The 18,926-nt window shown below is 57.8% G+C and carries 20 protein-coding genes; 13 read left to right on the top strand and 7 right to left on the bottom strand.

The features are described from left to right. Nucleotides 1-170: 170 nt before the first annotated feature. Nucleotides 171-515: an arsenate reductase (glutaredoxin) gene (arsC, locus tag HMPREF3042_RS09975; protein WP_049189324.1), complete on the bottom strand. Its 345-nt coding sequence runs from the start codon at nucleotides 513-515 to the stop codon at nucleotides 171-173. 275 nt (nucleotides 516-790) lie between these two features. On the opposite strand from arsC, the gene HMPREF3042_RS09970 reads away from it, so the two are divergent. From HMPREF3042_RS09970 to HMPREF3042_RS10710, 7 genes are all read left to right on the top strand, one after another. Next, nucleotides 791-1,921 (top strand): metal ABC transporter substrate-binding protein, encoded by a 1,131-nt coding sequence (locus HMPREF3042_RS09970; RefSeq protein WP_070857062.1) that lies wholly within the window; start codon nucleotides 791-793, stop codon nucleotides 1,919-1,921. Between the two features lie 23 nt (nucleotides 1,922-1,944). Beyond that, a complete protein-coding gene (locus HMPREF3042_RS09965; RefSeq protein WP_371440728.1) occupies nucleotides 1,945-2,613 on the top strand; it encodes a metal ABC transporter ATP-binding protein in 669 nt (222 codons plus the stop codon). After that, entirely contained in the window at nucleotides 2,603-3,433 is an 831-nt protein-coding gene (locus HMPREF3042_RS09960) for a metal ABC transporter permease (protein WP_038628208.1), read from the top strand. Before HMPREF3042_RS09965 ends, HMPREF3042_RS09960 begins: the two co-directional genes overlap by 11 nt. Further along, entirely contained in the window at nucleotides 3,426-4,244 is an 819-nt protein-coding gene (locus tag HMPREF3042_RS09955; RefSeq protein ID WP_038628210.1) for a metal ABC transporter permease, read from the top strand. Before HMPREF3042_RS09960 ends, HMPREF3042_RS09955 begins: the two co-directional genes overlap by 8 nt. A 3-nt stretch (nucleotides 4,245-4,247) precedes the next feature. After that, nucleotides 4,248-4,940 carry a metal-dependent transcriptional regulator gene (locus tag HMPREF3042_RS09950; protein ID WP_038628213.1) on the top strand — a complete coding sequence of 231 codons (693 nt, stop codon included), beginning with the start codon at nucleotides 4,248-4,250 and terminating at the stop codon, nucleotides 4,938-4,940. A 92-nt stretch (nucleotides 4,941-5,032) separates the two neighbouring features. Further along, on the top strand, nucleotides 5,033-5,350 hold the full coding sequence (locus HMPREF3042_RS09945) for a hypothetical protein (protein WP_038628215.1): 318 nt from the start codon (nucleotides 5,033-5,035) through the stop codon (nucleotides 5,348-5,350). Continuing rightward, nucleotides 5,347-5,868 (top strand): hypothetical protein, encoded by a 522-nt coding sequence (locus HMPREF3042_RS10710; RefSeq protein ID WP_038628219.1) that lies wholly within the window; start codon nucleotides 5,347-5,349, stop codon nucleotides 5,866-5,868. Before HMPREF3042_RS09945 ends, HMPREF3042_RS10710 begins: the two co-directional genes overlap by 4 nt. Here HMPREF3042_RS10710 and HMPREF3042_RS09935 read toward each other — a convergent pair. Together HMPREF3042_RS09935 and HMPREF3042_RS09930 are read right to left on the bottom strand one after the other, a co-directional pair. Then, nucleotides 5,777-6,847: a quinone oxidoreductase family protein gene (locus tag HMPREF3042_RS09935; RefSeq protein WP_246822415.1), complete on the bottom strand. Its 1,071-nt coding sequence runs from the start codon at nucleotides 6,845-6,847 to the stop codon at nucleotides 5,777-5,779. The two genes, HMPREF3042_RS10710 and HMPREF3042_RS09935, sit on opposite strands and share 92 nt — an antisense overlap. A 27-nt stretch (nucleotides 6,848-6,874) precedes the next feature. Further along, the gene (locus tag HMPREF3042_RS09930; RefSeq protein WP_038628232.1) at nucleotides 6,875-7,564 is read right to left on the bottom strand and encodes a GntR family transcriptional regulator; all 690 of its coding nucleotides are present in this window, start codon (nucleotides 7,562-7,564) and stop codon (nucleotides 6,875-6,877) included. Between the two features lie 148 nt (nucleotides 7,565-7,712). Between HMPREF3042_RS09930 and HMPREF3042_RS09925 the strand changes: the two genes are divergently transcribed. The 5 genes from HMPREF3042_RS09925 (at nucleotide 7,713) to HMPREF3042_RS09905 (ending at nucleotide 11,969) form a co-directional block, all read left to right on the top strand. After that, nucleotides 7,713-8,924 (top strand): NRAMP family divalent metal transporter, encoded by a 1,212-nt coding sequence (locus HMPREF3042_RS09925; RefSeq protein ID WP_070857059.1) that lies wholly within the window; start codon nucleotides 7,713-7,715, stop codon nucleotides 8,922-8,924. A gap of 89 nt (nucleotides 8,925-9,013) precedes the next feature. Beyond that, nucleotides 9,014-9,787: a LamB/YcsF family protein gene (locus HMPREF3042_RS09920; protein WP_070857058.1), complete on the top strand. Its 774-nt coding sequence runs from the start codon at nucleotides 9,014-9,016 to the stop codon at nucleotides 9,785-9,787. 89 nt (nucleotides 9,788-9,876) lie between these two features. Then, nucleotides 9,877-10,512, top strand: a complete 636-nt coding sequence (locus HMPREF3042_RS09915) for a 5-oxoprolinase subunit B family protein (protein ID WP_070857057.1) — start codon at nucleotides 9,877-9,879, stop codon at nucleotides 10,510-10,512. Nucleotides 10,513-10,529: 17 nt separating this feature from the next. Then, nucleotides 10,530-11,414, top strand: a complete 885-nt coding sequence (locus tag HMPREF3042_RS09910; protein ID WP_070857056.1) for a 5-oxoprolinase subunit C family protein — start codon at nucleotides 10,530-10,532, stop codon at nucleotides 11,412-11,414. Nucleotides 11,415-11,501: 87 nt separating this feature from the next. Then, nucleotides 11,502-11,969 carry a GNAT family N-acetyltransferase gene (locus HMPREF3042_RS09905; protein ID WP_070607808.1) on the top strand — a complete coding sequence of 156 codons (468 nt, stop codon included), beginning with the start codon at nucleotides 11,502-11,504 and terminating at the stop codon, nucleotides 11,967-11,969. A gap of 49 nt (nucleotides 11,970-12,018) precedes the next feature. On the opposite strand, the gene HMPREF3042_RS09900 is transcribed toward HMPREF3042_RS09905, so the two are convergent. Both HMPREF3042_RS09900 and HMPREF3042_RS09895 read right to left on the bottom strand, forming a co-directional pair. After that, nucleotides 12,019-13,494 carry an NAD(P)(+) transhydrogenase (Re/Si-specific) subunit beta gene (locus HMPREF3042_RS09900; RefSeq protein WP_070857055.1) on the bottom strand — a complete coding sequence of 492 codons (1,476 nt, stop codon included), beginning with the start codon at nucleotides 13,492-13,494 and terminating at the stop codon, nucleotides 12,019-12,021. 6 nt (nucleotides 13,495-13,500) lie between these two features. Further along, entirely contained in the window at nucleotides 13,501-15,090 is a 1,590-nt protein-coding gene (locus tag HMPREF3042_RS09895; RefSeq protein ID WP_070857054.1) for a Re/Si-specific NAD(P)(+) transhydrogenase subunit alpha, read from the bottom strand. 387 nt (nucleotides 15,091-15,477) lie between these two features. On the opposite strand from HMPREF3042_RS09895, the gene HMPREF3042_RS09890 reads away from it, so the two are divergent. After that, a complete protein-coding gene (locus HMPREF3042_RS09890; RefSeq protein ID WP_070857053.1) occupies nucleotides 15,478-16,680 on the top strand; it encodes an alpha/beta hydrolase in 1,203 nt (400 codons plus the stop codon). A gap of 6 nt (nucleotides 16,681-16,686) precedes the next feature. On the opposite strand, the gene HMPREF3042_RS09885 is transcribed toward HMPREF3042_RS09890, so the two are convergent. Together HMPREF3042_RS09885 and HMPREF3042_RS09880 are read right to left on the bottom strand one after the other, a co-directional pair. Then, entirely contained in the window at nucleotides 16,687-17,232 is a 546-nt protein-coding gene (locus HMPREF3042_RS09885) for a TetR/AcrR family transcriptional regulator (RefSeq protein ID WP_070857052.1), read from the bottom strand. Beyond that, nucleotides 17,219-18,715, bottom strand: coding sequence for an MFS transporter (locus HMPREF3042_RS09880; protein WP_070857051.1), 1,497 nt, complete (start codon nucleotides 18,713-18,715; stop codon nucleotides 17,219-17,221). The genes HMPREF3042_RS09885 and HMPREF3042_RS09880 overlap by 14 nt, the downstream gene beginning before the upstream one ends. Nucleotides 18,716-18,926 lie beyond the last annotated feature (211 nt).

Genomic DNA, 18,926 nt, shown 5'->3' with positions numbered 1-18,926 from the left:
CGTTGCCTCTAATGCAACCTGTGCGGGTGGTTAGGGCAGCAGGCGGGGAGCTTTATCGTTTCAGCGTTGAGTTTACAGAGACTTCAGTCTCTATTAACGGGGCATTAACCTCCCGGCCTTGGAGGTCTTTGAGAGGGGTTGGCGTAAAAGCAATTAATGCTTGTCACTGCCTAGAGAATGTCATTAATGGCCTCGGTGGGGCGAGCCATCCTTACCCCCTTATTGGTGACGACAAACGGGCGCTCAATCAGGCGTGGGTGTGTGACCATTGCGTCCAGCAGTTCCTCGTCGCTGGAGTCCTTGGAGAGTCCCAGTTCCTTGAACTCTGCTTCCTTGGTGCGCACGGCATCGATGACGCTCAGGCCGGCCGCCTCGATTAGCGAGCGCAGCTCGGTCTTGGTTGGAGGAGTGTCTAGGTACTTGATGATCTCCGGTTCGATTCCGGCCTCGCGTAGTACGGCGAGAGCTTGGCGGGACTTTGAGCAGCGGGGGTTGTGGTAAATCTTCGCTTCCATGTCTCCATCATGGCTGATGTTGTGGTGTGGCGGTTGATGGAGCGGTGTAACTGTATGGGGTGAGACCTTGTTCATTATTTATCCTGAAAGGCTGTAAAGCCAACAACACTTAAGTTCAATAGGTTGAAAATAGTTGTCGTTAGGTTTACTCTCACACGTGATAGATGAACGGCGAAGTGCGCCCCAACCGCCCCTAAGGTGACCAGATTTACTGAAGCGGCCGGTCAGCGTAGCCGTCGTAAAGCAATAACAAACAATCAAGAGCGGACACCAACATGACAATTTCCGGAAAACTTTCGCGATCAGCTAAGTCCATGTGTGCGGGCCTTTCGATCTTGCTAGCGGGCGCTGGCCTTGCAGCGTGTGGCGATGGCAGTGAGGGAGCCAGCGGCGAGAACCCAATCAACGTCGTGGCTTCCACGACGCAGATTTGTGATTACGTGAAGCAGCTGGACATCGATGAAGTTGATTTGACCTGCCTGTTGGCGCCGAATGCAACAGCACATGAGCTGGAAATGACCCATGAGCAGCTGACCAAGACTGGTAACGCCGATCTCTTGTTCGTCAACGGAGTCGATTTGGAGCACTTCCTGGACCAGGCGATTGAGTCCTCGGGCTTTTCCGGAACGATGGCAGTAACCAGTGGCGTTCTCACTGCAGGTGACGTAGATGCCATGAAGGCAGCCAAGGACACGGACAAAACAAAGCCGCTGCCACCAGAGAAGGCGAAGAATGGTAACTACACCATTGACCGAGGGGTGGAAAAGATTGATGTCGCCCCATGGCCATTCCCGCCGGAAGAACCCGGTGAGGAGGCGGAATTCCGCTTCGATCCGCATGTATGGACCTCACCGAAGAACGCCAAGATCCAGGTTGCCAATATCGGCTACGCCCTGGAACAGGTCGCTGAGGAACGTGGCGACAATGAGCTGAAGTCCACCATCGCCGACCACGTTGCGGCCTACCAGGACAAGCTGAATCAGCTGGATGAGTGGGCAAATAAGTCCATCGCCACCGTGTCGGACCCTGTGCTGTTTACCAGCCACGATGCCTTTGGATACTTCTCCCACGAGTTCAATATCAACTTCATCGGCGCAGCGCTGTCTGATTTCAACGAGCAGCAGGATGCCACGGCCGCGCATATCGCCGAGGCGGCAAAGACCGTGAAGGATGCGGGTGCAACCGCGCTGTTTGCGGAGAACTCGAACAACTCGAAATCAATTGAGGCGATCGCCAAGGCCGCAGGTGTCAAGGCCATCGTTGGTGAGGACGCACTCTACGGCGACTCCCTTGGTCCGGCTGGCAGTGATGGCGAGACCTACATCGGTTCCATCATCCACAACGTCACTCAGGTTGTGACGGCATGGGCCGGAACTGTCGCGCCGCTGCCAGAGGGCATCAAGTGAGCGGTAACCACTTAGCCAACCCCATGTCTGCCGAGCCCATAGTCACGCTCCGCGATGCCTCATTCGGCTACACGGCGGTACCCATCGTCAATCACATCACCGCCAATGTCGCGCCGGGTACCGGGCTTGCACTCATCGGCGCCAATGGCTCTGGAAAAACGACCGTGCTGCGCGGAATCCTGGGTGGGACTCGTCTTCTCTCTGGTGAGATGCACAACAACGCGAAGATTGTGTCCTACGTCCCGCAGTCGGCAGACCTCGATCGCACTTTTCCTGTCACGGCGTTCGATGTCGTCGCCATGGGGGTGCTGCACGAACTGCGCCCCTTCCAACCGTTTGGACACCGCAAAGAACGCATCCACGCAGCGCTAGCCAAAGTCGGGCTTGCCGACCGCACCAGTGAACGTTTCGGCAACCTCTCCGGTGGTCAGCAGCAACGCGTTCTGTTGGCGCGTGCCATCGTCGCACGTCCGCAACTCGTGCTTCTCGACGAGCCGTTTAACGGCCTCGACGCTGAAAATCGGGCGATGCTGCTGAATCTCCTCAACGAACTGAAGGAAAATGGCACGGCAATTATCGCGGCCACCCATGATCTCGTGCTTGCCGAGGAAACCTGCGAAAACACATTAATCGTGGCGGAGCAGCCAGCTTTTGGTGCGACCTCGAAGTTGGTGCCAGCCTATGTGGACTGAGCTTGCGAATGAGCTTGGGGTAGCGCCTTTCATGTTCAGGCCACTAGTGCTGCTGATTGCCCTCGGGGCGGTCTCTGGCCTGGTCGGTGTCATCGTGAACCTGCGTGGCCTCGAGTTCAATGCGGAGGCCATGGTGCATTCTATTTTTCCCGGAATTGTGGCCGGTGCCGTATTCGGCGGCATCGACATGATTATCCCGGTGGCTGCAGCATTTGCGGTGGTAGTGGCAGTAGCACTGACCTTAGTATCGCGCTCGCACATGTCGGAAGCTGGAGTAGCAGTCGTACTGACCAGCTTCTTTTCCATCGGCGTGATTCTCTCGCTGAAGAAAGGCGACCAGTCAGGACAGCTGGAAGCGCTCATGTTCGGGCGACTGCTGGAAGTCACTGACTCCCGTCTCACCAGCGCCCTGATTGTCTGTGCCATCGCCTTGGTTCTTATCGCAGTGACCTGGCGCCAGCAGGTGTTTGTTGCCTTTGATCGCTTCGGTGCCAAAGCCGCAGGCGTCAATGTGTGGGGCGCCGACCTCACCATTAACGCGGCGATTGCTGCGGTAGTGGTGTCGTCGGCAAGCGCAGTGGGCGTGCTGCTGGTAGTCGGATATCTGGTCGTGCCGGGAGCGGCGGCGAGACTGCTGACTCGCCGAGTTCATGTGATGGTGCCGATCGCGATTGCAGTGGGCTGCCTCAGCGGAATCGTTGGTTTGGCACTGGTGCCTTTGGGGCCGGTGTCGCCTCAGGCAGTCGTCGCGCTGACCTCGGTGGGACTGTATTTCATGGCACTGGGGCTGCGCGTCGTGCTGGGAGGCGACCGTGTCTAGCATCCTGATTTTGCCAATTATCGAACTGATACTGGTAGGAGCCCTGGCTGGAGTAGTTGGGGTGCTCGCGGTGCTGGGAAAACAAGTGTTCTTCGCAGAAGCGATTACACATGCGACTTTTCCCGGCGCGGTTGTGGGCGTTGTTATTGCGGCAGCGCTCGGCCTGAGCCACTCGTGGATTTCGGTGTTCCTCTTTATCGGAGCATTTCTGATGTGTATTCCGATTGGGGCGCTGTTCGGTCTGTCAAAGGTGGGAACGACGTCCTCGGCGGCGGGAATTGTGCTGACATTTGGGTTCGCACTGGGCTACTTCCTGAACAAGTGGTTCGCCCCGTTGCCGGTGAAGGTAGAGAGTTTCCTGGTCGGCAGCGTACTCAACGTGAACAAGATTGATATTGCGCTGTCCGGTGGCCTCTTGCTGCTGGTGGCGTTGGTGCTGGTGGCTCGGTGGCGGCAGCTGATTTACTTCACCTTCGACCCGGAGTCTTTCGGAGTCGCGCATTCGAGGAGAAAAGCACAGCTGGTCATCAGCGGGCTCATCGTTCTGACTCTGGTGGCGCTGATTCCGGCTGTCGGCACGATTCTATCCATCGCGCTGCTAGCTGCCCCGGCAGCTGCGCTCGTTGGGGTAGTGAACGATACCCGTTTGCTATTCGTGTTGGCGCCATTGATGGGTATCGCGATTGGCCTGGTGGGGCTATTCATTGCGGTGGCGGCGAATCTGTCAGTTGGTGGCTGCATTGGTGTATGCGCCGGCTGTTTCTATGTCCCCCTCAAGATTGCGTCAACACGCAATAGCGCTAGAGTTTGAAGAATGCACGTGGAGGATTTACCAGCAAAGACCCAGGACTACCTCAAGGTCATTTGGGATTTGCACGAGCGCACCGGTGAAAAAGTGGCACTTGGCGACGTCGCTGAGCGGATGGGCGAAAAGAAGCCCACCGCCAGCGAGGCTGTAAAGAAGCTAGCTGCACGTGGCCTTGTCAACCACGAGCCGTATCGGGGCATTAGCCTGTCGGACCGTGGGCGAGACATTGCGCTAATCATGGTGCGTCGCCACCGGTTGATTGAAAGCTTCTTGGTCTCGACTCTGGGATACACCTGGGATGAGGTTCACGAGGAAGCCGAAAAGCTTGAACATGCGGTCTCGGATGATTTCATTAGTCGCATTGATGCAATGCTGGGATTCCCTGAGCGCGATCCGCATGGCGATCCAATTCCCAGCGCAAGCGGTACCATCGCCAGCGCAGTGCGCACCGACCTGACGGATATCGAAGCCGGCGCGATGGTGGTAGTCGATCGCATTAATGACTCCGACCCTGAACTACTGCGCTATTTGGCGACATCAGGGGTAGGACCGGGGACTGTGCTCCGAGCCGAAGCCGCACCATATGCAGGCATGCATGTCTTTGCCATCCTCGATGAGGTGGACGATACCGAGCCAAAGAAAATTCATGTGGCAGACTCGGCACTATGGGCAATCAAGGCGACTCCAACAACGAACTGACGAGGGCCGCAGCGCGCTCTTACTATAAGGTGTCGCGGAATCTCACTGGGCCAACTAAAGTGCCACCCGCACCGTCAGTTTCGTTCGACAGCGTGAAGAGTGCTCGTCGACAGGCATATGCCAGTGTCGAGAGCGTTGATGTGCCACTCAATGCCATCGCTATCTCGCCTGCTGAGCAGCAGGAACACATGGCTAATCTCGAACGCCGCTTGAATGCCTCGACCAAAGATATGCGGGCACTGCTGGACTACGAAGAGCAGCGCATTGCGGTCACTAGCACCGTCAAAGAGGCAATCGTCTATACGTTGCTGGCAATACTCCTTTTGGCAGCAGCCATCGGACTTGGCTACGCCAGCCACCTGGGGGCCGATGCGATTTTGAATGCTGCGGCGGAGGTGACGCCGCGATGAGTAAACGCTCAGGCTCCGACAACGGGTGCGCGACGGTCATTGTCGTATTTTTCTTCTTCGGCCTGATTGTTCAGCTCTTCGGTGTCACGCTGTGGATTCTGCAATATGCATTGCCAGTTGCGGGCTTGGTGCTTGCGATTCTCATTGCATACCAGGCGTGGGTCGGTGTGCGCCGCAGCGCTGAGGCGCACGAGCTCGCCGAGCGTAATCACGCTGAGCTACAGCAGATTGCCATGGACACCGAGTACCAGCTCACCGCAATCCTCTCTGCCTGGGACAACGTGAACACCACAATGGGGGTCGGCACCATCTACAAAGATGTATTTGCCTCCGGAGAGGCTACGCCGGAGCTCATCGAACTACGCGGTGAGCTCTCTCGAGCTCGAAAGCTAAACAACCGACTGCGCGAGCAGCGCGAAACTATGACTAACCGGGAGCTGGTGGAAGCCATCTCTGATGCCGACGAGCTCTGGTGCTCGCTGACGAAGACGTATCAGAACGCTCGTCGCGAGCTGTAGTAACGCACTTGAAGTAGTCGACGGTCATCACAACCTTGCCGTCAGCGTGTCCGTCTTCCAATACCCGGTGGACCTCCGCGACCTCGGTGAGATTTTTAGTCAGGCCGATAGGAAGCGAAATCTCACCGGCAACCACGCGGTCGGCCAGGTCTGCATAAATAGTCGTGTCATTCGAAATAGCCGGGATGTGTGCCTCAATGCCGCGTTCCTTCGCCGGTGTTAAATCGGCCAGCGAAGGCAGCGCCACAATCCGACCATCCGATGCCAACACATCCAGCGAGGGGAGGAAAGTATCGAAATACACGCCGTCAAGGACAACGTCCACGCCCTCGGGGAACTGCTGGCGCACAGCCTTGAATACATCTTCCGCTGTGTAATCAATGTGCTGCGCGCCAAAGCCCACTAGTTTTTCATGATGGCGTGACGACGCACTGGCCAACACAGTTGCGCCACGGGCGACCGCCAGCTGCGTCATCAGCTGGCCAACACCGCCACCGGCACCATGAATTAGTACGGTGTCACCGCTTTTTACCTTTGCAAGCTGCTCGACAGCCACGGTCGCCGTGATTCCCACTAGGGCAAGGCCCGCAGCGGTAACGTCGTCAAGCGAATCGGGCGTTCGGACCACACCGTCGGCGGGGAAGACGTTGTGCGTTGCGTAGGTGCCGCGGAAGTCGTCGAAGCTGCGCATGCCGAAGACACGGTCGCCGGGGGCGAAGCTGTCCACACCTTCGCCGACGGCAACGACTTCGCCAGCGGCTTCACGTCCGAGCACCGCGGGAGGGGTGAACTTTGCGCACAGGCCGGAAGATCCATCGCGCATCTTGTAGTCCAGCGGGTTTGCGCCGATGGCTGTGGTTTTGACCAGGATTTCACCGGGGCCGGGCTCTGCAGGCTCGATAGGTGTCCTGGTGAAAATGTCAGCGGGGCCGAACTCCGTAATGGTCATTGCGTATGCGTTGCCTGAATTTGCTGCCATGTCCATCACTGTAGTCCTAGCTGCTAATTATGAACGGGTGGCAGGTGGGAGGGCAGCGGTGACGGCGTCGAAGGACTCGTTGAGGTAGGCGCTGAGGAGGTCGGCAGCGTGGTGCGGGGTGTCTTCGATGAGAACCTTGGCGATACTGATGTGGCGATCGGCGTATCGGGCATGGAGTTCGATGCTTTGGGGGTAGGAGAGGAAGCAAAGACGGAGTTGGGCCTGAATGGATTCGGCGGTTGCTAACAGGTCGGGAGACCCGGAAGCCCTGACGATGGCGAGGTGAAAGGCATTATTCCGTTCGGGAAGGTTCAATGATGACTGCGAACCACAAAGAGAAAGAATCTCTTTGCCGAGGAGCTTTGCTTGGCTCTTGCTTAGCGACCGCAGTGTTCCGCATTCGGCGACATGGCGAAAAGCATACAGTTCGCGGATGCGTTCTTTGTCGAAGGAGGCGATAAAAACGCCGTGATGAGGGATGTGAGTAAGTAGCCCCTCAGATTCCAGCTTCCGGTACGCCTGTCGGATGGTGTTGCGACTGACCTGTAGTCGCGCAGCAAGTTGGGTTTCACGGAGCTGCTCGCCGCTGTAGTGCTTTCCGGCGAGAATCTCTCGGCGCAGGACAGTTGCGGTGGCATCCGCTACTGAAACGTCATGTTGTTTTTCCCCAGAGGACGTGTGGGTCTGATCGTCGAGGATGTTTCCGGGGGTAGTCATGTAATACAGACTACTAAAGCACTTTTGTGTGGCGGCCATCACCAATTAACATACGAGGCATTGTTCAACAATCTCGGTGCAGGCGATCTTCAACGTAGGAATCCTTCAACGTAGGAATCGTCTGACTTATAGGGAAAGGCCTTACGCTATGGACGCTGCAACATCTGCCCACAAGGCGCGTCGAACGGCACTCCTCGGCGCTATATTCCTGATGGCGACCAGCGCTATCGGGCCGGGCTTCCTCACCCAGACCGCAACCTTTACGGCCAAGCTTGGCGCGGCTTTCGCCTTTGCCATTTTGATCTCGGTGCTACTTGATATTGCGATTCAGCTCAACGTGTGGCGAGTGATCGCTGTCTCTGGACGCCGCGCGCAGGAGCTCGGCAACGCCGTGATTCCGGGGTTGGGCTGGCTTATGTCAATTCTCATTGTCATCGGTGGTGTGGTCTTCAATATTGGCAACGTCGGCGGAGCTGGACTTGGTGCGAACGCGATGTTGGGGGTGGACGCAAAGATCGGTGGCATTGTTACTGCAATCCTCGCCATTGGCTTCTTTCTCTCCCGGCGGGCGGGTATGGCGCTGGACAAGGCGCTCGTTGTGCTCGGTGTAGTGATGATTCTGGTCACTGGAATTGTGGCGTTCAGCTCTAATCCGCCAGTAGGGGAAGCGCTGAAAAACACGGTCATGCCCGACACGATTGACTTGCTGGCAATCATCACGCTGGTCGGAGGCACTGTTGGCGGTTATATTACATACGCTGGCGCTCACCGCATGCTTGACGCTGGTGCCGGCGGTGTAGAGAATCTCGCGCAGACCACTCGCTCATCTGTGACGAGCATCATCGTCACGGCCATCATGCGCTTTCTGCTTTTCCTAGCTGTTTTGGGAGTGGTCGCTGGTGGCGTGGTCCTCAATACGGATGGAAACCCCGCTGCGGAGGCATTCCAAGCTGCGGCAGGAGATTGGGGTATGCGCTTCTTTGGCGTTGTTCTGTGGGCTGCGGGAATCTCGTCGATTGTGAGCGCCAGCTACACCTCGGCAACGTTTTTGACTCGTTCCTCGGGTGCAGGAGCCAAAACTCAAAACACGATCACCATTGTCCTAATTGCAATCTCCACGCTGCTTTTCGGTGTCATCGGTACGGCTCCAGCGACGCTGTTGGTTTTTGCCGGAGCCTTCAACGGTTTGGTTCTACCAATTGGCGTCACTGTGTTGATTTACATCGCGCTGTTCCGTGCGGACCTCATGAATGGCTACAAGTACCCGAAGTGGTTGGCGGCTATCGGAATCTTGGGTGTTGCAGTCGCCTGGTTCTTGGCGTGGCGCTCGTTCGGCGGTGTGTTTGAAATGCTCGGCTAATCACCCGGTTGCTCGCACAGCGCAGATGAGAACCAACATAACAACGGTACAAAGACCAGCATTACTACCTGGAAGGAGCGGTGACGTTTATGGGAGCCACTATCGATCTCAACTCTGATCTTGGGGAAGCTTTCGGCTCATGGAAGATAGGGGATGACATCGCTCTGCTGGACATTGTGACCAGTGCGAATGTTGCTTGCGGGTATCACGCGGGTGACGCTAGCGTCATGATGGAGACCTGTGAGGCAGCTACCGCGCGCGGAATTCGCATCGGCGCACACGTCGCCTACCGTGATCTCGCCGGATTCGGTCGACGTCGCATGGACTACTCACATCGAGAATTGCGAGCCGAAACCGTATACCAGATTGGTGCCCTATCGGCATGTGCACGGGCGGTGGGTACCGAAGTTTCCTACGTCAAACCCCACGGTGCCCTCTATAACCGCATCGCAGTGGACGAAAATCAGGCCACTGCAGTGGTGGAGGCGCTCCTGCTCGCTCGCTCCACCTGCGGAGATGGGCTTGCCATTATGGCGCAGCCGGGGTCGGTCATCGAACGGCTCAGCCTCGACGCGGACCTCCCTGTGATTCGGGAAGCTTTTGCTGACCGCGCATACAACTACGACGGAACGTTAGTTTCCCGAGCGCTCGCGGGCTCGGTCATTGCAGACCCCGATGCCGTCGTCAAACGCGTCATTGCAATGGCTAGTGGGGAACCAATCGCCGCTTACGACGGTTCACCGTTGACCGTACAGGCTAACTCTATTTGTTTGCACGGAGACACCCCTGGCGCGGTCGAACTCTCCCGTAGGATTCGCCAAGGGCTCGTCGACGCCGGCGTCACCGTCGCTTCGCACGTATAGCGAGGACTCGCACACCGGACTTATCCACCGCAGTTTTTCGACCTCGCAAGAAAGAAAGGATCAGCACCGCCGTGGCCAAGATTCGCCCTATGGGAACAAACGCGCTGCTTATCGACTATTCATCATCGGCCAATCCGTTGGCGAAGGTACTTCGTGCACACTCTGCTGCAGCCGAGATCGAGGGACTTGTTGACAGGGTACCCGCAGCCCAAACGCTCCTACTTCGCTTTCGCGGTCCGGCTCGTCGATACCTCAGCGCAGTCGAAACCGCGCTGCAGGGCAACAATACGCAGAGGCACACCGTCGACAAGCGAAAGACAGTGACGATTCCCGTTCACTATGATGGCGCGGACCTTGAGTCTTTGGCACAAAGCCTTGGGACGAGCCCCCAAGCGTTAATTGATTGGCACTGCGAGCGCCCTTGGACGGCCGCGTTCGGTGGATTTGCGCCGGGCTTTTATTACATGGTGCGGGGGAGCGGTCAGGGATGGCCAGAGCCGCTTGATATTCCCCGCCTTGCGACGCCGCGTACCCGAGTTCCCAAGGGCTCTGTCGGACTTGCAGGCCAATTCGCAGGGGTGTATCCCATCGATTCGCCCGGTGGTTGGCAACTCTTGGGGCATACAGATGTGGAGATGTGGGACTTAAATCGGCCCAATCCGGCGCTGCTTGAGCCCGGGGTTGAGGTTCAATTTGAGGCGACTTCTACGGCGAGTGCGGCGTAGAAAAGGGTGCGGAAGAGATGAAGAATTCTATCGAGATTATTCGACCCGGTATTTTGACGACTATTCAGGATTGGGGCCGTGCTGGGCAAGGGAGCTTGGGGGTGAGTACCTCCGGTGCGTTCGACCGCGAGTCCGCGGCAGCTGCTAACCGGATGGTTGTCAACGATGAAAACCTCGCTGTGCTTGAATGCGTCGTCGGCGGGTTGGAGTTCCAAGTAGCGGAGGGGGCAATTATCTCCTTTGCAGGAGCCCACGGTGAGGTGACCGTCGAGCAGGATGGCAAGGTCATCAAGACCTCGATGAATAGCCGAATTGTGGTCGGGGCGAAGGCAATTGTGCGGCTTGGTACCTTCGATGCAGGTCTTCGCGGGTATGTCGCGATTCGAGGGGGCATCGATGTCGCGGAAGTGCTGGGGTCGCGGTCATACGATACGCTCGGCAAGCTCGGCCCAGCGCCTTTGCAGGCTGGTCAGGTTTTGCAGGTCGGCGACCCGGAGTATTCGACGGGGTCGTCAATCGCAATTTATCCCGCGCCTCATTGGTCGAGCGAGGCTGCGCGCCTAGATGTTGTTCCTGGTCCTCGGGCGGACTGGTTTACGTCGGAAAGCGTCAATGATTTCTTTCACGAGACATGGACCGTGACGCAAGAGGCCAACCGCGTCGGACTTCGGCTGAGTGGGACTACTCTTGAGCGCCAGGTCACCCATGAGTTGCCAAGCGAGGGAATGGTTCCCGGTGCGATACAAGTGCCCGCATCGGGGCAGCCGATTATTTTCGGTCCTGATCATCCGGCGACGGGGGGATATCCGGTCATTGGTGTGCTGACGGAGCCGTCATTGTCGAGAGCCGGGCAATTGGTGCCCGGCGCGAAGGTAAAATTCCGCCGGGTGCGGGCGGCATAGGTCTGCGGCGTCATCCTGCGCTATGGTGCGCCACAACGTCTGCCAGCTGTCAGAGTCGCACAGCACTCCGCAGTAAAATCAGGCACCATGATTGAGCGAGCTTCTTTTTCCGACCTCAGCGCGACCGATGCGTATGCCATCTCGGCGCTGCGTACCGACGTGTTCTATCTTGAGCAGTCCTGTGAGGAGCCGGAAATGGATTGGCGCGACCTGGAAGATACCGCAGAGCACTATTTCATCCGCGACGACAATGACTCCCGCAAGATTATTGCGTACTTGCGTGTAATTGACACGCTCGATGAGTACTCGTCGAGCTACCCGCGCACCATCGGCCGAGTTGTCGTCGATGCTGCGAGCCGGGGTAGGGGGTTGTCCTCGAAACTGCTGCAGCAGGTCATCGCTGACCACCCGGATACGGGGCTAATTCTGCATGCCCAGACGCAGGCGAAAGGTGTGTACGAAAAAGCCGGCTTCCATGAGGTCGGGGAGACCTTCATGGAAGCCGGCATTGAGCACATCACCATGGTTCGTGATGCAGCCCGTGGCGAAGCCTAGGAATTAATCGCCTAGACTCCGGTTTGTACGGCGTTGCTTACTTTCGGGTTTAAGCGTTGACCTTCGAATCCGCCAGGATGCGATTCAGGGAGTCGATGCTGGCCTTCGCATCGCCGATAAGCATGTCGGTGTTTTCGTTGAAGAACAGCGGGTTCTGCACGCCCGAGTAGCCCGAACCCATCGACCGCTTGAGAACAATCACGCGCTCAGATTCCCACACCTTCAGCACCGGCATACCCGCAATCGGGGAGCCCGGCTGCTCTGCCATCGGGTTGACGGTGTCATTTGCGCCGATGACCAGGGTGACATCCACATCAGCGAAATCATCGTTGACCTCGTCCAGCTCCAGCACGATGTCGTAGGGAACCTTGGCCTCTGCCAACAGCACGTTCATGTGACCCGGCAGGCGGCCAGCGACTGGGTGGATACCGAAGACCACTTCCTTGCCGGCGTCACGCAGATTACGGACCAGGTCAGCAACAGCGTACTGAGCCTGTGCCACAGCCATACCGTAGCCCGGAGCGATGAGAATCTTGTCTGCGTCACGCAGAATCTCGGAGGTGTCCTCGTGGCTGACCTCGGTGTGGGAGCCTTCCACGGCGCTTCCCGACGAAGCCTCGGAGCCAAAGCCACCCAGAATAACGTTGGCAAAGGAGCGGTTCATGGCCTCACACATGATGTACGACAGGTAGGCGCCGGAGGAACCAACCAGCGCACCAGTGATGATGAGCAGCGGGTTGCCAAGCATGAGACCGGTGAAAGCAGCGGCCCACCCGGAGTACGAGTTCATGATGGACACGACAACCGGCATGTCGCCGCCACCGATGGCGATGACCAGGTGCCAGCCCAAGAACAGGCCCAAAGCAGTCACAGCAACCATACATGCCCATGCGATGGTGCCGCCCTCGGTGCCGGTTGCGATGAAGACAGCCAGGAGAACCAGAGTGACCACCAGAATGGCAATGTTCAGAGCATTGCGGCCCGGCAGCAGCAGCGGCGAGCCCTTGATTTTCTCAGACAGCTTCAGGCCTGCGACGATGGAGCCAGTGAAGGTCACAGCGCCGATGAAGACGCCAATGTAGACCTCGCCGAAGTGGAATTTCAGGGCATCGGGGGCGACATCTTCGGCGAAGATGTAAGAGTTGAAGCCGATGAAGATAGCGCCGAGTCCGACCAGACCATTGAACAGTGCAATCAGCTGCGGCATACCAGTCATGGCAACGCTGCGTGCGCGGGTGATACCGATGACACCACCGATGCCGATAGCGACAGCGATGAGAATCAGGGTAATCAGCGGGGAGAAGTGAGTATCCGGCTTGGTGTCAGCGGTGACGAGTGCCTGAAAGATGGCAATGACAACGGCGACGGCCATGCCGGCAATACCGAAGGCGTTTCCGCGGCGAGCGGTCTCCGGCTTGGACAGGCCCGAGAGGGCAGCGAGGAACAGGACAGCGGCGACAATGTAGCCGACGTTGGACAGGCGGTAGGTCCAGTCCAGAAGCAAAGCAGTATCAATGCTAGCCATGAGACTTTATGCCTCCTCTTTCACGAACATGCCAAGCATGCGGTCGGTGACGGCGAAACCGCCGAAGATATTGATGGAGCTGACCACGATGGCCGCGAACGCGAGACCGGAAACCAGCAGGTTGGAGCTTCCCACCTGGAGAATCGCACCCACCAGAACAATGCCGGAAATCGCGTTGGTCTCAGACATCAGAGGTGTGTGCAGGCGCGGCGTGACCGCAGAGATCACGTAGAAGCCAAGCACGATAGCCAAGGTGAGAACCATGAAGTTGGCGCTCACGCTGTGCGGCGCGCTGAGCATAACCACAATTGCCAGCAATGCCGTCAGGCCCAAAGCAATCTTCGAACCCAGGCCCGATCCCATGAAGGAAACCTTCTCCGGCGCATTCTCTTCTAATGCAGCCTGCTGAGCCTGCTGTTCCTGCAGCGGGGCAGCAGGGGTGACAGCGACCTTGATTGGCGGTGGTGGCCAGAGAATCTCAGCTCCGGTAGCGCCGGCACCATTCTGTGGGCGAGCCTTTGTCACCGTGATGCCACGGATAATCTCGTCCTCGAGATTGAGAACTGGAGAGCCATCCTTTTCTGGCGTAATCAGCTTGAACAGGTTGAAAATGTTCTGGCCGTACAGCGACGATGCCTGTGCGGGCAGACGTCCTGCAAGGTCGGCGTAACCGATGATGGTCACCCCGTTGTCAGTGACAATGGTCTTACCTGGAACGGTCACCTCGCAGTTACCGCCACCGGCGGCAGCCATGTCGACGATGACGCTGCCCGGCTTCATAGCTGCAACATCGGCAGCAGTCAGCAGCAGCGGAGAGCGGCGGCCCGGGATATTCGCGGTGGTGATGACAATGTCAGCTTGCGCGGACTGCTCGGAGTAGAGTTTCGCGGCAGCGGCAGCCTGATCATTGGTCATTTCCTTGGCGTAGCCATCTTCGGACTTCTCAGTGGCGGCCGGAATCGGGATGAACTCTGCACCCATCGATTCGACCTGTTCACCGGCTTCAGGGCGCAGGTCTGTTGCCTTGACAATCGCGCCCATAGAGTTGGCGGTACCGATTGCGGCAAGTCCGCCGACACCAGCGCCGATGACGTAAACGGTAGCTGGCGGCATCTTGCCTGCGGCAGTCACCTGACCAGTGAAAAGGCGACCATACGCAGCAGCCGCTTCGACTACTGCGCGGTAGCCACCGATGTTGGCCATCGACGACAGCACGTCCATCGACTGCGCCCTGGAAATACGGGGAACCGCATCCATAGCAAGGGCTGTGATGTTGCGGTGCGCGAGCTCTTCGACCATCTCGTCGTTACGCCCTGGCGCAAGTCGGCTAATCAGCATGGCACCGTCGTTAAGCAGTGCACGGAACTGCTCCGGCGGAGTGTCGAGCGTTACGACGATATCGCTGTGCCAGACAGACTCGTCGACAATGGTGGCGCCGGCGGATTCGTAGTCCGCGTCGGTGAACTTAGCAGCCAGGCCGGCGTCAGCCTGCACGGCGACCTCGTAGCCAAGCTTGACAAGTTTGCCGACGGTCTCCGGGGTCGCAGCCACAATTGTTTGCTGGGGATCGGGTTCTAAAGGGATGCCGATTCTCATTGTGGGAGTTCTTTTCTGTTCGGGGGTTTTATTAAGGGCCATGCACACTCGGTTGTCGGTTAACAGTGAGCGTGGGCGTGACCGCTTTCTCCTTGGTGTCAATAAGGTATGCGCTGGTGGGGAGGCAGCGGAGGCGTTTGTGGAAAAAGGTAATAAAAATATGTGGGTAACGGTGGTGAGGTGGGGTTTCTGAATTTGTGCACTCTTAGAAAGGGGGTAGGAAATGGGGGTAATAGTGCTAATTGTGGGCAAGAGTGAACATTTGTAGCGGCCTGAATGATTGTTTGAGGGGTGAAGTATGGGGGAGGATGATTCTGTCTTTACGTACGTATTTACGCATTAGGTAGATTCGTATTCCAAGGTTTTTGGCAAGAGTTAAGGAAAACGATGATTGGTTCACTAAGTGCCGCCGGAAAGACCGTGTCGGCATCCCTCCGAGGGCAAGGGCGTACGTTCTCGAAGGTGGTTGCTCTCTCGCTCGCAGCTGGTGTAGTTCTCGGCGGACAGGTACCAGCGCAGGCGGCACCGCGCATTGGTCAGTTACCGGACATCACTGCACGCGAAAGCACTATTGACTACCAGAACTCGGAAACCGTGGACAAAATTGGCGGTGGTCTGGTGGATGTCATGGGTGGCGTGAACCGTGTCATTTCCGGTGGCGAAAGTGGCCATATCACCGAGCCGTTCGCCCCAGAGGCGGGGCAGCTGCGCAAGGAGTTCGGAGCGATGGGCTCCCATCCAGTTGCCGCAACCCGCGAAGCAATGCCATGTGATGGTGTCGTCTACACCATCTATAACCGCGTACTGCGGGACCTCCACGGTCTCCACGGCACCACCGGCTGCTATGACGTATTGCCTGAATCGGCCAACGCCTCCCCAGTTGGCGCACAGCTTATCTACCCGGCGGATATTGACTCGATGGAGTCTGCGCCACTGATGGTTCTCAGCCCTGGCATTGGTACTGAGCCGGGTATGTACGACGCGCAAGCGCGACTCTATGCAAGCCACGGATACGTCGTGGCCCTTGGCTACAACTTCACCAACTGGTTCGCGCCACAGATGGTGCTGGCAGCTTCAGTTGCCGCAGCGGCCAATGAGGACGAGTCCACACCACTTGCAGGCAAGATCGATTTCTCCCGCACGATGCTGGTCGGGCACTCTGCGGGTGGTGGCTCCGCAATCTTCCTGAACAACAGGATGGATAAAGCCTTCCAGGCTGCGGGTATCGATATGGTCACCCGCGGTCTGGTCGCCATCAACCCAGGGCCTTCCGACGCTGGACTAATCTCCACACCGCCGGAGATTCCAAGCCTGGTGGCCATTGCGGAGCACGAGGACATCGTTCCTTTTGATGCGGATCGACGTGGTTACCGCGATGCTGAAGGGCCCGCCTGGGAAGCGGTAGTCACCGGTTCCTACCACGGCACCTACCTGGATGATCCGTCCAAGAATGTGTTTGGCTCGCTGGTGCTGTCCTTTAGTGAGTATGTGCTCGGCGGAACGAGTCGAGCAAAGGCCGTCTATGAGGGTGCTAACTACGGCCTGGCTACTGACTCCGAGCTCAAGGACGTTCAGCGCAAGGGCGTTTAGAGCTGGCTACTCCATCGACTCTGGAATCAGCTTTGCCGCGGCCTCGGCGATTGCCTTACGCTGTGCTTTCGTGAGCTGATTGCCGTTGAGATAGTCGTTGGCCCAGAGTCCATCGGAAATCATTTGGACAACGTAGGCCATGCAGGCTTGCTCATCGGTGGCAATCTGTTCTACCGGCGGATTCCACCGGCGCAAAAGGCGCGTCCAGATCTCGCGCAGCTCCGGTTCGGCGGCAGAGTCGATGGACATGAGTAGCTCGGCCCTCGTTGCTGTATCCAGCGAGACCTGGAGGTTTGCGCGTAGGCGGTTGGCGGGGGATACCTCCTCCGCAGGCCCACCCGCGGCTTCGATAAGCTCGTCTTCCCATAACTGCGCCATGTGCTCATGGACGCTGCGAATCATGTCTTCGCGGGAGGGGAAGTGGTAAATCAACCCTGATTTACTCATTCCGCATTGAGTTGCGACATTTTCGTAGGTGACCTCGGAAAAGCCGTTTGTCTCGATAATCTCAACGATTGTGTCGAGAATGGCAGTGCGCTTACTCGTGCGCATATTCAGTCTCCTTCGGGTTGCCGCGAAATGCCACCGCAGTCGCAATCGCTGCAATGACAGCAACGACAGCCAGGATAATCAAAATGGCCAGGTAGGAACTGTCGAGGCCGGCGCGGGCGCCGTCGTTAAGCGCTGGCGTGTGAAGTGCATCGGTGAGTGAGATGCTGGCGTCGACAGGCGTGAACAAGGCGTAGAACATGGGCAGGAGGCTGCCTGTGATTGCGACGGTGATTAGTGTGCCAAATTCGTAGGACACGGATTCCATCGCCGCCGCCATACCGGCCTTTGACCTCGGGGCTGAGCCGATAATCGCGGTCGACGACACCGACATCACAGAACCTGCGCCCGCGCCGAGCAGTATCAATCCTGCGATCATGAGCGGGAAATTGCCCGAGGAAACACCGTAGTACATGCCTGCCAGGCCGATGGCGTTGAGGAGGAATCCGCCGGTGATGAGTGTGCGGAAACCCACTCGATGCAGCACCATGCCGCCGATGACACCAACTGGCAAGGACGCCAGTGCTGCGGTGGCAACTAGCAAGCCCGCGTCGAGTGGTGTGTATCCGACGGAAATCTGGAAGCGTTGCGTCGTCATCAATTCGGCGCCTGCCAGGACAAACATGGCAAGCGCGGCTGCCAGCACGCCACCGGAAAACATCCGCGAACGGAAGACGGAGAAGTCGATGAGGGGTTCAGCGAGACGTGTCTGACGACGCTGAAACAGTACCGCGCCCACTAGCCCGCAGGCGATAGCTGCGACGATGACGGTGGAGGAGCGATGGCCAGCGAGTTCCTTAATGAGCGAGACCAGGCCCAGCATGGCCAGCATCGCGTAGAGGCTGGTGAGAAAATCCCAGCGCTTGGCTGGGTTGGGCTGATTCGGCGGAGCAAAAATCAGCGTGCCAATGATTGCGAAAATTACTACAGGGATGTTGATAAGGAAGATTGAGCCCCACCAGAAGTGCTCCAATAGGAAACCGCCAACGACGGGGCCAGCGGCGGCACCCAGTGTTGCCGTGGCAGACCAAATGCCAATAGCTGTGGCAAGTTCACGAGGGTGGCGGAAGGTCTCACGTAGCAGTGCGAGGGTCGCCGGCATCATGGTCGCGGCGCCCAGTCCTAGACAGCCACGGGCGATGACCAGCGCCCAGGCGTGCGGCGCAAAGGCCGCGGCCAGGGATGAGAAGCCAAAAATTGTCAGGCCCACAAGAAACATCTTGCGGTGACCGATGCGGTCGCCCAGGGTGCCTGTGCCGAGGAGGAGTGCGGAGATTACCAGTGGGTAGGCGTTGATGATCCACAGGCCCTCCAACTCGGTTGTGTGGAGCTGCTCGCGCAGAACCGGCAGAGCAGTGTAGAGCACCGAGTTATCTATGCCGATGAGTAGTAGGCCGGCGCTGATGATAGCGAGGAAGATCCACCTGTGGGTGACTGAAGTGGGCGGAGTAGCCCTCGTGGAAGCGGCGTGGTCGGTACCTGTCATTCCAGTAACTGTAACGAACGTTCGGTTTAGTTACAACTTCTGAAGAGTGCCGATTTAGGTTTAAAACTTCAAGAAAAGTAAGCCAATCCCGCACAAGGAGCCGGTGAAAAAGTGTCTAAGTTGCAGGCGTTGTTGAGGTGCGAATTCACGGACGCCGTTCGATCCGTTACCGTGATGGTGTCCCCCTCACGGGGCGCGGTCACCGTGCCCG

The organism is Corynebacterium sp. HMSC074C05 (assembly GCF_001838325.1).
Lineage (GTDB): Bacteria > Actinomycetota > Actinomycetes > Mycobacteriales > Mycobacteriaceae > Corynebacterium > Corynebacterium amycolatum.
This window is presented reverse-complemented; position numbering and strand designations above follow the sequence as displayed.